The sequence below is a fragment of the Gordonia sp. NPDC003425 genome, from assembly GCF_053588635.1.
On record NZ_JBSFQI010000024.1, the window covers coordinates 1 to 13,313 of the forward strand.

General features: G+C 66.6%; 12 protein-coding genes. 5 read left to right on the forward strand and 7 right to left on the reverse strand.

What is annotated here, in order from left to right:
* Nucleotides 1–97: 97 nt before the first annotated feature.
* Entirely contained in the window at nucleotides 98–958 is an 861-nt protein-coding gene (locus ACWDTD_RS19750; RefSeq protein WP_449748830.1) for a class I SAM-dependent methyltransferase, read from the reverse strand.
* A complete protein-coding gene (locus ACWDTD_RS19755; RefSeq protein ID WP_449748831.1) occupies nucleotides 958–1,509 on the reverse strand; it encodes a 2'-5' RNA ligase family protein in 552 nt (183 codons plus the stop codon). The genes ACWDTD_RS19750 and ACWDTD_RS19755 overlap by 1 nt, the downstream gene beginning before the upstream one ends.
* A gap of 254 nt (nucleotides 1,510–1,763) precedes the next feature.
* Here ACWDTD_RS19755 and rpsA point away from each other — a divergent pair, with 254 nt between their 5' ends.
* From rpsA to ACWDTD_RS19770, 3 genes are all read left to right on the forward strand, one after another.
* Nucleotides 1,764–3,236 carry a 30S ribosomal protein S1 gene (rpsA, locus tag ACWDTD_RS19760; protein ID WP_449748832.1) on the forward strand — a complete coding sequence of 491 codons (1,473 nt, stop codon included), beginning with the start codon at nucleotides 1,764–1,766 and terminating at the stop codon, nucleotides 3,234–3,236.
* A gap of 105 nt (nucleotides 3,237–3,341) precedes the next feature.
* Nucleotides 3,342–4,541, forward strand: coding sequence for a dephospho-CoA kinase (coaE, locus tag ACWDTD_RS19765; RefSeq protein ID WP_449748833.1), 1,200 nt, complete (start codon nucleotides 3,342–3,344; stop codon nucleotides 4,539–4,541).
* Between the two features lie 96 nt (nucleotides 4,542–4,637).
* Nucleotides 4,638–5,045, forward strand: coding sequence for a hypothetical protein (locus ACWDTD_RS19770; RefSeq protein ID WP_449748834.1), 408 nt, complete (start codon nucleotides 4,638–4,640; stop codon nucleotides 5,043–5,045).
* Nucleotides 5,046–5,071: 26 nt separating this feature from the next.
* On the opposite strand, the gene ACWDTD_RS19775 is transcribed toward ACWDTD_RS19770, so the two are convergent.
* The gene (locus tag ACWDTD_RS19775) at nucleotides 5,072–5,599 is read right to left on the reverse strand and encodes a DUF402 domain-containing protein (RefSeq protein ID WP_449748835.1); all 528 of its coding nucleotides are present in this window, start codon (nucleotides 5,597–5,599) and stop codon (nucleotides 5,072–5,074) included.
* Nucleotides 5,600–5,663: 64 nt separating this feature from the next.
* Here ACWDTD_RS19775 and uvrB point away from each other — a divergent pair, with 64 nt between their 5' ends.
* Nucleotides 5,664–7,826: an excinuclease ABC subunit UvrB gene (uvrB, locus tag ACWDTD_RS19780; protein ID WP_449748836.1), complete on the forward strand. Its 2,163-nt coding sequence runs from the start codon at nucleotides 5,664–5,666 to the stop codon at nucleotides 7,824–7,826.
* A 123-nt stretch (nucleotides 7,827–7,949) separates the two neighbouring features.
* Nucleotides 7,950–8,393, forward strand: a complete 444-nt coding sequence (locus ACWDTD_RS19785; protein WP_449748837.1) for a universal stress protein — start codon at nucleotides 7,950–7,952, stop codon at nucleotides 8,391–8,393.
* A gap of 10 nt (nucleotides 8,394–8,403) precedes the next feature.
* Here the strand turns inward: ACWDTD_RS19785 and ACWDTD_RS19790 are convergent, their stop codons facing one another.
* The 4 genes from ACWDTD_RS19790 to ACWDTD_RS19805 form a co-directional block, all read right to left on the reverse strand.
* Nucleotides 8,404–10,695, reverse strand: coding sequence for a HelD family protein (locus ACWDTD_RS19790; protein ID WP_449748838.1), 2,292 nt, complete (start codon nucleotides 10,693–10,695; stop codon nucleotides 8,404–8,406).
* Nucleotides 10,692–11,378 (reverse strand): hypothetical protein, encoded by a 687-nt coding sequence (locus tag ACWDTD_RS19795; protein WP_449748839.1) that lies wholly within the window; start codon nucleotides 11,376–11,378, stop codon nucleotides 10,692–10,694. Before ACWDTD_RS19795 ends, ACWDTD_RS19790 begins: the two co-directional genes overlap by 4 nt.
* A gap of 35 nt (nucleotides 11,379–11,413) precedes the next feature.
* Nucleotides 11,414–12,334: a DoxX family membrane protein gene (locus tag ACWDTD_RS19800; protein ID WP_449748840.1), complete on the reverse strand. Its 921-nt coding sequence runs from the start codon at nucleotides 12,332–12,334 to the stop codon at nucleotides 11,414–11,416.
* 134 nt (nucleotides 12,335–12,468) lie between these two features.
* Nucleotides 12,469–13,155, reverse strand: coding sequence for an MBL fold metallo-hydrolase (locus ACWDTD_RS19805; protein WP_449748841.1), 687 nt, complete (start codon nucleotides 13,153–13,155; stop codon nucleotides 12,469–12,471).
* Nucleotides 13,156–13,313: the final 158 nt, after the last annotated feature.

Consider the following 13,313-nt stretch of genomic DNA (forward strand, 5'->3'; position numbering starts at 1 on the left):
CGGATTCCGCAACCTCGGCCACTACATCTTGCGGTCACTCATCCACTCCGGCGGCCTGGCACAACACCTCGATGCACTCTGAATCCGGAAGAGCCCGCTAACCGTCGGTCGGCCCCGTCGGCTTGTGTGCGCAGAATATCGCGGTACCCGGGAAGTACTGTCCGCGAAGCGGACTCCACTGTCCCCACTCACGGTCGAGGTCGTCGGGCCATTCGGGCTCCACGATATCGTCGAGAATCATTCCGGCGGAACGGATCTCACGAACGCGATCGCCGATGGTGCGGTGATGCTCCACGTAGGTGACGGTTCCGTCGTCGTTCACCTCGGAATACGGCGTGCGGGTGAAGTACGGGATTGCGACGGTGAGACCGGCGGGTCCCGGGTCGTCGGGGAAGATCCAGCGCATCGGGTGATTGATCGAGAACACCCACCTGCCGCCCGGCCGCAGCACACGTGCCACCTCGCGCATCACGCGCGCCGAATCGGCGACGAACGGGATGGCACCGAACGACGAGAACGCCGTGTCGAAGGACGCGTCGGCGAAGGGCAACGCTTCGGCGGTGGCCTGGACCAGTGGTACCCGGGCTTCACCGAGGCGATCCATCACACCGACACCATGCGCGAGCATCCCATGCGAAAGGTCCAGGCCGATCACCTCGGCGCCGCGGGCGCGAAGCCACCGCGCACACGGTGCCGACCCGCAGCCCACCTCGAGCACGTCGCGTCCCGTCACATCGCCGAGCAGGCCGGCCTCGGCTTCACTCAAGCGTTCCGGACACCACAGGAAGTCACCCCCGGGGACGTCCTCACCGAGGTAGTCCCGGTGGATGCGGTGGTACTCGACCGTCTCACCGTCCCAGAAGCGACGATTGGCGCGTTCGCTGGTCGAGGAGTCGATGTCGCCGAGCAGGCGTGGTGGCGTGGTGGACGGAGCCGGATCGTCCGTGGGGTCGGTCATCAGCACTCCCGTCCGGCCAGCAGGTGATCGGTACGGGTGTCGCTGTCCCAGCGCCGAAGCGCCGCGAACCGTCCGTCGAGCGCAGGTAGGTTCCCGAGGGCAGCGATGGCTTCTCCGATACGTTCGGTGGCGACACGCCTGGCCAGGGTCACATGTGGAGTCCAGTGTCCGGGTCGGCAGTGTGGCAACAGTGATGGTGTGCCGTCGGTATCCGCGACGTGGCCCGCGGCGAGTCGCACCACCTGAGCGTGCGTGGCGAGCAGTTCGGTCGACGGCACCACGAGTCGCGCGAGAGTTCGGGTGCGGCCGGTTCCGAAGACGATCGGTGCGCCGACGACGGCGGTGAACGGTAGCCGCAGCGCGACCGTCGCGAGCGCTGCGTCGATGCCCGGGTCGATGCGGTGAGCCGCGACGAGCGTGACGTGCGGGCGGTTGGTCGCCGAGTCGACGGTCGCCTGACTGGGAAGACCGGCGTCCCGGAGGAGGTCCCACTGCCGCCGAATCTGCAGGTCGGTCGCCTCATCGAGCAGGAGTTCCACCGAGTGCGCCACGGCGTCCAGTGTGACAGCGGGGCCGCCCGGACAGGTATTTGCCCAGCACAACGCGGGTGGAGTAGGCTTGACAAAGCGCGTGAGCTCGTTGTCGCGCGGTTCAGCATGCCTTCACCTTGGCGTCACCGGAGTGTGGTGCCCTGGGTGAACACCTTGTCGAGCGTCTCCGACGCCCGTCGCGGGTGTTCGCGGACATGCCGTCCCAACCACGAAGAACTGTACCTACTACATACCTGTCCGGAGCAACTCAACATATGTCGTCCCCCACGATCACCTCGCCGCAAGTAGCCGTCAATGACATCGGCTCGGCCGAGGACTTTCTCGCCGCCATCGACTCCACGATCAAGTACTTCAACGATGGCGACATCGTGGAAGGGACGATCGTCAAGGTCGACCGCGACGAGGTTCTGCTCGACATCGGTTACAAGACCGAAGGCGTGATCCCTTCCCGTGAACTGTCGATCAAGCACGACGTCGATCCTTCCGAGGTCGTCAACGTCGGTGACGAGGTCGAAGCCCTGGTCCTCACCAAGGAGGACAAGGAAGGCCGCCTGATCCTGTCCAAGAAGCGGGCTCAGTACGAGCGCGCCTGGGGCACCATCGAAGAACTCAAGGAGAAGGACGAGGCCGTCAAGGGCACCGTCATCGAGGTCGTCAAGGGCGGCCTGATCCTCGACATCGGCCTGCGCGGCTTCCTCCCGGCGTCGCTGGTGGAGATGCGCCGCGTCCGCGATCTGCAGCCGTACATCGGCAAGGAGATCGAGGCCAAGATCATCGAGCTCGACAAGAACCGCAACAACGTGGTGCTCTCGCGCCGCGCCTGGCTGGAGCAGACCCAGTCGGAGGTTCGCAGCGAGTTCCTGCATCAGTTGCAGAAGGGACAGGTCCGCAAGGGCGTCGTCTCGTCGATCGTCAACTTCGGTGCGTTCGTCGATCTCGGCGGCGTCGACGGCCTGGTCCACGTGTCCGAGCTGTCGTGGAAGCACATCGATCATCCGTCCGAGGTCGTCACCGTGGGCGACGAGGTCACCGTCGAGGTGCTCGACGTCGATCTCGACCGTGAGCGCGTCTCGCTCTCGCTCAAGGCCACCCAGGAAGACCCGTGGCGTCAGTTCGCCCGCACCCACGCGATCGGTCAGATCGTGCCGGGCAAGGTCACCAAGCTGGTTCCGTTCGGTGCGTTCGTCCGCGTCGACGACGGCATCGAGGGCCTCGTGCACATCTCGGAGCTGGCCGAGCGCCACGTCGAGGTGCCCGATCAGGTTGTCTCCGTCGGCGACGACGCGATGGTCAAGGTCATCGACATCGATCTCGAGCGTCGTCGCATCTCGCTGAGCCTCAAGCAGGCCAACGAGGACTACACCGAGGAGTTCGACCCGTCGAAGTACGGAATGGCCGACAGCTACGACGAGCAGGGCAACTACATCTTCCCCGAGGGCTTCGACGCCGAGACCAACGAATGGCTCGAAGGCTTCGAGAAGCAGCGTGAGGCATGGGAGGCCCGGTACGCCGAGGCCGAGCGTCGCCACAAGATGCACACCGCCCAGATCGAGAAGTTCGCCGCGGCGGCCGCCGAGGCGGAGAAGGCCCCGTCGGACTACTCGTCGGCATCGGAGAACCGCGGTGGCGGTTCTACCTCGTCGTCCAGCGCACCGTCGACCGGCGGTTCGCTGGCCAGCGACGAGCAGCTCGCCGCGCTGCGTGAGAAGCTGTCGGGCAACGCCTGATCGCTTGACGCAGCTGGTGCGCTGAACAACTCACCACCGCCAGACCCCCTCCCGCATTCCGGGAGGGGGTCTCGGCGTTGTGGCGGCATTTGCCAAACTGGAACGATGATCAGGCTGGGACTGTCCGGCGGCATCGGGGCCGGCAAATCGACGGTGGCGACGACCTTCGTGGAGCGCGGTGGCTACCACATCGACGCCGACAAGATCGCCCGCGAGGTGGTGAAACCCGGCACTCCCGGGTTGGCCGCACTCGTCGAAGCGTTCGGTGACGACATCCTCGCCGAGGACGGCTCGCTCGACCGGCCGGCACTGGCGGCAAAGGCATTCGTCGACGACGAGAGCCGCGCAACCCTGAACTCCATCACGCATCCGCTCGTCGGTGCGCGCACCCAGGAGTTGCTCGAGCAGGCACCCGCCGATGCGATTGTGGTGCAGGACATCCCGCTGCTCGTCGAAGGCAACATGGCGCCGTTCTTCCACCTTGTCGTCATCGTCGGCGCCGACGAGGAACTGCGCGTCACACGGCTCACCGAGCTGCGCGGCATGCCCGAGGACGACGCCAGAGCACGCATCCGGGCGCAGGCCACCGATGAGCAGCGACGCGCGGTCGCCGACGTCTGGCTCGACAACTCGGGGACACCGGACCAACTGGCTGATGCAGCGGCCGCGTTGTGGAACGACAGGCTTGTTCCCTACGAGGCGAACGTGCGCTCCCGCACCGTGGCACCCGGCCCGGTGGTCCTCGCCGACCCCGATCCCGCCTGGGCTGAGTTGGGCTCGCGGCTGGTGAACCGATTGTGGGCGCTGGTCGGGGACAAGGCGTCGGCCATCGACCACATCGGTTCTACCGCCGTCCCCGGACTCGCCGCGAAACCCACGATCGACATCCAGGTGACCGTCGCCGATCTCGACGTCGCCGACGCCCTGTCCGACACACTGGCCGACGGTGGATTCCCCCGGATGCCGGGAATCGAGGGCGACAACCCCAAACCCGATCCCGCGACCGGATCGGTGGATGCGGGCGCCTGGGGTAAGCGGCTCCACGGCGCTGCCGACCCGGGCCGTCCGGTGAACGTGCACCTGCGGGCCGCGGGTTCGCCCGGCCAGCGATTCGCCATCGACTTCCGCGACTGGCTCCGCGCCGACGCCGCAGCGCGGGAGGAGTACACCGCGATCAAACGCGCGGCATTCGACGGTGCCGACGGCGACTCCGAAGCGTACGTGGCCGCGAAGGAACCGTGGTTCGACGAGGTGTATCCGCGGATCGCGGCCTGGCGTGGATCGTTCGGACGACAAGAGTCCTGAAATCGGGTTGAACAGCACTTTTCGTGCCTGCTCCTGATCTAGCCTCGCATCAACGGGCGCACCGCGCGCCTACGGTCGACGATGAGGAGAGCACGGATGACAGGCATCAACAACCCCACCCGCGCCACACGGATTCTGGCGGGCGGCATCGCGGTACTCGGCGCAGCGGCGCTCGGTGTCGGCACTGCGGCGCCGGCTTCGGCCACCGTCACCAGTGCCAAGATCCAGAATTCGGCGTTGTTCGGGTCGCAGGACGGCAAGTACGGTGTCGGATGCGGCTACGGGGTGGTCGCCGAGGTCACCGGCACCGAGAACGTGATCTTCAAGGCCAACGGCGCCCAGTTCGCGTCGGAAAAGCCCAACGGCGGCAAGGCCACCGGATTCTGGGTTCCGACGGCGACAGGGAAATACACCATCACGGTGACTCAGGGCAACGAGTACACCGTCGGCACCTTCACTGTGCAGCAGGGTTTCTACACCGGTAGTTCGTGCGTGGTCTTCTGACCTGACCCGCGCCGCTACGCGATGCGTCAGCCCACCGGCCCCTCGCGAAACGACACCTCACCGCCGACGGCCGCATCGAGCCAGGACTGTGCGTCGTGACCGTGCTCGGCGGCCCCGACCAGAGCACGCGCGGCGATCGCGACGGCCTCCTGGCAGTCGGTGGTGCTCATCAGCCCCGCGGCGTGCGCCTCGAACAATTCGTCCACGTCGATCATCTCGAGGGGCGTTCCGGGCACATCGACGAGGTCGAGGTACCAGTCGGTGGCATGCCAGCGCCCGTGCTCGTCGGGGCCGTTGAACCGGCCGACGTCGAGGTAGAGGCGCTGTCCCGGCCGGTGCCCGGGCACGAAGTGAAAGATGTTGGCCCGCAGACCGCATCCGGGCAGTAGCCACGATTCCAGGTAGAAGAACCGCGGATGGTCGGGGGTGGGGCGCGCCATGTACAGCCCGAAGCCGGTCTCCCGGTACTCGTCGACCTCGCGGACAAAGCCCTTGTTGTCGGTGTTCGTCATGGCCGGGACGTCGAAGACCTCGCGTTTGGGCGGGTGAATCATGCGATGAGGGTACCGGCCGGCTCACCGGAACATTCCTGTCACACCCCGCGTCTACCCTGGCGATATGGCATTTGCTACCGAGCACCCGGTTCTTGCGCACTCCGAGCACCGGCCCGTGGGCGCTATCGAACGCTCCGAGGCGGCGTTCGAAGTCGTCAGCGAGTACGAGCCCGCCGGTGACCAGCCCGCCGCCATCGACGACCTCGAGCGCCGGATCACGGCCGGCGAGAAGGACATCGTCCTGCTCGGCGCCACCGGGACGGGAAAATCGGCCACCACGGCGTGGCTCATCGAGCGGGTGCAGCGCCCCACGCTGGTGATGGCGCCCAACAAGACCCTCGCCGCGCAGCTCGCGAACGAACTGCGCGACATGTTGCCGAACAACGCGGTCGAGTACTTCGTCTCGTATTACGACTACTACCAACCCGAGGCGTACATCGCGCAGACCGACACCTATATCGAGAAGGACTCGTCGATCAACGACGACGTCGAGCGGCTGCGTCACTCGGCCACGTCGAGCCTCCTGTCGCGCCGGGACGTGGTGGTGGTCGCGTCGGTCTCGTGCATCTACGGTCTGGGTACCCCGCAGTCGTACCTCGACCGGTCCGTCGAGGTCGAGGTGGGGGAGGAGATCGACCGTGACGCACTGCTGCGGCTGCTGGTGGACGTGCAGTACACCCGCAACGATCATTCCTTCACCCGCGGCAGCTTCCGGGTGCGCGGCGACACCGTCGAGATCATCCCGTCCTACGAAGAACTCGCGGTGCGCATCGAATTCTTCGGTGACGAGGTGGAGGCGCTGTATTACCTGCATCCGCTGACCGGAGACGTGATCAAGCAGGTCGACTCGCTGCGGATCTTTCCCGCCACCCACTACGTCGCCGGACCCGAGCGTATGGAGAAGGCGATGTCGAGCATCGAGCGTGAACTCGAGGAGCGTCTCGCCGATCTCGAGGCCAAGGGCAAACTGCTCGAGGCCCAACGCCTGCGGATGCGTACCAGCTACGACCTGGAGATGATGCGTCAGGTCGGCTTCTGCTCCGGTATCGAGAACTACTCACGCCACATCGACGGACGGCCCGCAGGTAGTGCGCCGGCCACCCTCATCGACTACTTCCCCGAGGACTTCCTGCTCGTCATCGACGAATCCCACGTCACGGTGCCCCAGATCGGCGGCATGTACGAGGGTGACATGTCCCGCAAACGGAACCTGGTCGACTACGGTTTCCGGCTGCCCTCGGCCGTCGACAACCGACCGCTCACCTGGGACGAGTTCGTCGACCGCATCGGGCAGACGGTGTACCTGTCGGCCACACCGGGCCCCTATGAACTCGGTCAGTCCAACGGCGAATTCGTCGAACAGGTGATCCGGCCCACCGGTCTCGTCGATCCCGAGGTCGTCGTCAAACCCACGAAGGGCCAGATCGACGATCTCGTTCACGAGATCCGGGAGCGCACCGAACGCGACGAACGTGTGCTGGTGACCACGCTGACCAAGAAGATGGCCGAGGATCTCACCGATTACCTACTCGAACTCGGCATCCGGGTGCGTTACCTGCATTCCGAGGTGGACACGCTGCGTCGGGTGGAACTGTTGCGGCAGTTGCGATCTGGCGAGTACGACGTGCTGGTGGGCATCAACCTCCTGCGCGAGGGACTCGACCTGCCCGAAGTCTCGCTGGTGGCGATCCTCGACGCGGACAAGGAGGGTTTCCTCCGGTCCACCACCTCGCTGATCCAGACCATCGGCCGGGCCGCGCGCAACGTGTCCGGTGAGGTTCACATGTATGCCGATACGGTCACCGAGTCGATGCGTAACGCCATCGACGAGACCGAGCGCCGGCGCGCCAAGCAGGTTGCCTACAACAAGGAGAAGGGCATCGACCCGCAGCCGTTGCGCAAGAAGATCGCCGACATCCTCGACCAGGTCTACCGAGAGGCGGAGGACGCACCGGTCGAGGTCGGCGGGTCCGGACGCAACGCGAGTCGTGGGCGCCGCGCCCAGGGTGAAGTGTCGAAGTCGCGGTCGGCGAGCGCCGGAGTCATCGAGAAGCGGGATGTGTCGGCCATGCCGCGCGCCGAACTCGCCGATCTCGTCGCGCAACTCACCGACCAGATGATGAACGCGGCACGCGATTTGCAGTTCGAACTCGCCGGGCGCCTCCGCGACGAAATCGCGGATCTGAAGAAGGAATTGCGCGGCATGGACGCCGCAGGGATCAAGTGACACGGCCGGATCAGCGGACAAATCGGCCGCTGCGCACTATTCTGCCGAGGCAGGGATCCCTGGATTGTGGGGGGATGACGGTTGCGCAAGGGGCGTGAACCGGCCAACTAGCGGAGGGTAGGGATGAGCGCATACCAGACGGTCGTGGTGGGCACCGACGGCTCGGAGTCGTCGTTGAAGGCGGTGGAACGTGCCGGCGCGATCGCAGGGGAGTCGGCGAAACTCGTGATCGCCTGCGCGTACTTTCCCAACGACCGGAGTTCCGGTGGTGCCGCCGACATCCTCAAGGACGAGGCCTACCAGGTGACGGGTACATCGCCGACCGACGAGATCCTCCGCTCCGCCAGGGAGCGGGCCAAGCGTGCCGGTGCCGCCAACATCGTGCCGCGTGCGGTCAAAGGGGCGCCGGTGGATGCCTTGCTGCAACTGGTCGTCGACGTGCAGGCCGATCTCCTCGTCGTCGGCAATCGCGGACTCAACTCGATCGCCGGACGTCTACTCGGGTCGGTGCCCGCCGACGTCGCCCGCAAGTCTGCGTGCGATGTCCTGATCGTTCACACCACGTAGCCGTCGCCGGCTAAGCCTCCAGATCGGCCAGTTCGACCGGAAGCTGCTTGGCGTGCACCACGATCAGGCGTTGGGTGCTTCTCGTCAGGGCCACATAGAGGTCGCTGTAACCCCTGGGTGACTGCTCGATGATGGCCGCGGGTTCGACGACGACCGTGGTATCGAACTCAAGGCCCTTGCAGGTGGTCACCGTGTGCAGGCGGGGCCGCGAGTCGCCATCGAGTTCGTCGACGGCGCGCTGTGTTTCGGTGAACAGTTCGTCGGGGACCACGATGCCGGTCAGGCCCGTGAGACCGGGATCGGTCGCCGCCGCGAGCGCCGTCGACACCAGGGACGGACGGTCCGAGCGCACGGAGACCGGTTCCATTCCGTTGTCGCGCAATGATGTCGGTGCGGTCAGTGTGGGCCCGACCTGTCGCAGCACCCGCGCCGCGTACGCCATGATCTCGCCGGGGGTGCGGTAGTTGACGGTGAGCTCGCGCAGATGCCACCGGTTGGCCACGTACGGCTCGAGGACCTCGCCCCACGACGTGGTGCCTGCCAGGTCGCCCGTCTGGGCGGTGTCGCCGATGATCGTCATCCAGCGATTCGGTATGCGCCGCATCACCATTCGCCACGCCATCGCCGACAGCTCCTGGGCCTCGTCGACGATCACGTGGCCGAATGTCCAGCTACGGTCACTGAAGGCGCGTTCGGCGGTCGTACTGCGCCGCACCTCGCTCTGCCGGGCCGCCAGCTGTTCGGCATCGATCAGGTCGTAGGCCATGAGGATCTCGGGATCGAGCTCGTCCTCGAGATCCTGTGGAGCCGAACCGGTCAGGATGTCGAGGGCATCCTGCGCCTCGGCGAGCTGACGTCGCCAGCGCTCCCGCTCGGCACGCTCGGCCTCGTCGGTGCCGTATCCGATCAGTTCGGCGAGTTCGTCGAGCAGCGGGATGTCAGCAGGTGTCAGATCGGCGTCGGCGGGTGCGGGCCGCGCCGGGCGGTGGAGTTCTGCCCGGTCGGCGTCCGACCATCCGGGAGTGGCCTTGCGCAGGGCCGACGCGTCGGCGTACAGGCTGCGCAGCACATCCTGCGGCATCAGGGTGGGCCAGAAGCGGAGGACCTGCTCGCGGATGTCGGGGTCGCGCGCCATGTCGTCGCGAATGTCGGCGATATCGGTGGAGCTGAGCAGCTGCGAACCATCGAGGAGACTCGAGCCGATCGTGGTGGCGTGACGCACGGCAAGAGCATCGAGTGCGGCGCGCACGAACACCGGCTGCGCCTGATTGTGCGCGCGCCGTGATCCGCGTGCCGCTGATCGCGCCGACTTGACCAGCGCACTGTCGATCTCGACCCGGTAGCCGTCGAAGTCGATCGGAACCGCGGCCGACGGCAGCGACTCGTATCCGCGTACCGCACGTTTGAGCACGTCGAGCATCCGCAGGTTGCCCTTGATCTCGCGGGTACGGCGCGATTCGTCCGCCCCGGCGCGCACCCCGGGATACAGTTCGCCGATCGTTGCGAGCAACACGTCGGATTCGCCGAGCGAGGGAAGCACCTGCCCGATGTAGTCGAGGAAGTCGTTGTTGGGTCCGATGATGAGAACTCCGCTGCGCGAGAGGATGTCGCGGTGCGTGTAGAGCAGGTAGGCGGCACGATGCAGTGCCACCGCGGTCTTGCCGGTGCCGGGACCGCCCTGGATCACGGTGACCCCGCGATGGGGCGATCTGATGATCAGGTCCTGCTCGCGTTGAATCGTCTCCACGATGTCGGTCATCTCACCGGTGCGGGCGGCATCGAGCGCAGCGACCAGGGCGGACTCGTTGACCACATCCCCATGGCCGAAGTCGTCCACGGAACCCTCACCGGCGGTGAGGAATTCGTCGTTGACCGCACGTACCCGGCGGTTGCGGGTACGAATGTGCCGCCGGCGGACCACGTGCTCGGGGCTCGCGGGCGTCGCCAGGTAGAACGCACGCGAAAGGGGTGCGCGCCAGTCCAGCAGCAGCGTGGTGTCATCGCGGTCGTCGTCGAGAATGCCGATGCGGCCGATCCGCCGGACCTCGCCATCGTCGAGATCGAGCCGCCCGAAGTACAGATTGTGTTCGGCGGCATCGAACTTGGCGAGGTCGTCGACGTACATGCGTTCGTACGACTCGCGTTCGGAGAGCGCTTGCGGGGTGCCGTCGGATTCGCGGAGCGTGTCGGAGAGGCGGCGCCGGGTGTTCGCGCGCATCCGGTCGAGGCGGGCGTACACGCGGTCGAGGTGGTCCTGTTCGTCGTCCGTGCGGGTTTCCGGACGGGCCGAGGGCGAACTCACGACGTGCGCACCCCCGCCCGGCCGCTGCGCGGCGATTCGCTGAGACCGTCGTCGACGACGAGACCGGCCGTGCGCAGGCGCTCGGTCAGCTCTCTCGCGCAACGCGGTTCTGCCAGGCGGGCACAGACCCGCTCGACCGGTTCGTGCAGTGCCGGATCGGCGAGCCGGTCACCGAGCCACGCGAGCATCTCGGCCTGCGAACCCAGCGGCACCGGGCGTGGTCCGCCGAGCACGCCGTGGCGGGAGACGTAGACGTCGAAGTGATCGGGTAGGGCTTCGTCGAGATCGGAGTTCAGGGGATGCTCGGTGGTTCTCAGCGGTATTCGTTGATAGTTCGGTTCGGTCGAGTCGAGCGCGGCGAGTTGCTCGTCGTCGACCCAGATCGCGGTCGCCGAGGTGACGGCACCCGCTTCGAAGAAGGGTGCGGCAGGCAGATACCCGCGGCGGGAAACGTGGGCCGAGTGGCCGATCCCCAGGTGGCCGACGGTGACCCGCTGCAGATCCGGCAAATGAGATGAAACGTGAGCAAGCTTGGTGCGCAACACGTTCGGTGATGCATTGGAACCGACGGTCACCATCAGGGTCATGCCGGTGGTCGCCGACGGTCCCGTCGACCACTCGTCGTGGTCGACGGTCCACGGGTAGTGGTGCGCCGGGAAACTCGCGGACCCAGCCGGTTGCACCCCAACAGATTCGGTCCGCGAAGACATCCCCGAGGTCAGGACCGCGCCTTGCGCCAGCGACGGCGGCCGTCGTCGGCCACCGCTTCGGCCTTGTCTGTCGCGGTGGCCGCGAACTCGCGTGCGGATTCGGCGAGTTCGGGTGCGCGCTCACTGACGAGCTCGGCGAGCTCGGCGGAGCGCTGGCGGGCGAGTTCGGCCAGTTCGGTGGACCGCTCACCGATCAGTTCGGCGAATTCGGTGGACCGCTCGCGAGCGGCTTCGGCCAGCTCGGGGGCGCGATCGCGGACGCGTTCGGCGACCTCCGCGGAGCGTTCCCGTGCGGCCTCGGCGAGCTCAGGGGCGCGGTCGCGGATCTTGTCGGCGGTCTCGGTGGAGAACTCTCCGACGACGTGTGCCGCCTCGCCGGACTTCTCGCCGAGCGCGGATGCCGACTCCTGGGCGTGCTCACGGAACGTGTCCCATGCCGTGGCACCGGCCTTCGCGCCGATCGGGAGCGCCGCCACGAGTGCGTCGGCCTTCTTCCGACCCCGCCACGCCAGCGACGGCTTGCCCTCGGTGTCGGCGGCGGCGATGAGCAGTCCGCCGAGCAGGCTGACGTTCTTCATGAACTGGGTGCGCTGCAACTTCTTCGTGGCGGGGTCGGTCTCTGCCCAGAACGCGTGACCGGCAACCGTCGTCGGAATCAGCGACCCGGCAAGCACCGCCGAGGCCACCCGGGGGAATTTGCCGGTGGCCAGCAAGATGCCTCCACCCACCTGCACCGCCCCGTTGATGCGGACCAGGGTGACCGGATCAGTGGGAACGCTGGAGGTGACCTCGTCGGGCAACACCGCGACGGTCGTGTCCACCAGTCCCTGCGCCATTTCGGCACGTGGCTGCGGGTGGCGCAGCGCGTCGACGCCGGAATAGACGAAGACGGTGGCGAGCATCGGTCGGGCGATACGGCGGAGAATCATCTTGTAACACGGTCCCTTCGTTGGTGGCTGTGCAGCAGTGGGTGGCTCGGTGAGTCGGACTCGTCGTGTGTCGGGTGGCACTGGTCTCGGCGCTCTTTCGAGGTTACCCGCCGGGGCGGCCGACCGGATCGCCGTCACCACCCACGTTCACGCCACTCCGGCAGCGCCGGGCGTTCTGCGCCCAGTGTGGTGTCCTTGCCATGTCCGGGATAGACGACGGTCGAATCCGGAAACCGGTCGAAGATCTTGGTGCTGACTCCGTCGATCAGGGTCGTGAAGTCCTCGGGACGCCACGTTTTGCCCACCCCGCCGGGAAACAGCGAGTCCCCGGAGAACAGGTGAACCACACCGGTGTCCGGGTCGGTGAGGGCCAGCGCGATGGACCCGGGTGTGTGACCGACGAGGTGAATGGCCTCCAACGTCAGGTCGCCCACGGTCACCGTGTCGCCGTCGTCGACCAGCAGATCGGGTGTGACCGGCAGTTCCGCGGCGTCCCCGCGCCCGCTGGCCGTCGGTGCCCCGGTGGCCTTCGCCACCTCGGCGAGCGCCTGCCAATGGTCGTAGTGCTGGTGAGTGGTGAAGATCAGGGCAGGCGTGCCACCGATCTCGTCGACCGTGGCCAGAATCGCTTCGGCATCGTTGGCGGCGTCGATGATGAGCTGTGCACCCGTGGCGGTGCTGGTGACGAAGTACACGTTGTTGTCCATCGGGCCCACCGAGAGCTTGACGATCGTCGCGTTGCCGAGGGTGCGCCGTTGGGGTCCCGACGACGAGAGATCGCCGGTGTAGTCGTCGGAGATGATGCGATCGGAGGCGGCCATGAACGCCAATCTAGTCACACTCGTATCCGCTGTCTCCGGCGTCGGGAACACCCGGAGCGCCGAGTATCGTTGACATCTGTGTAATGCGCCCGCAAGAGGGGTGGACGGGTGCCCTGATTGTGTCGGTGGTCGGCGATACCGTGGTGCAGCCGGGTGTG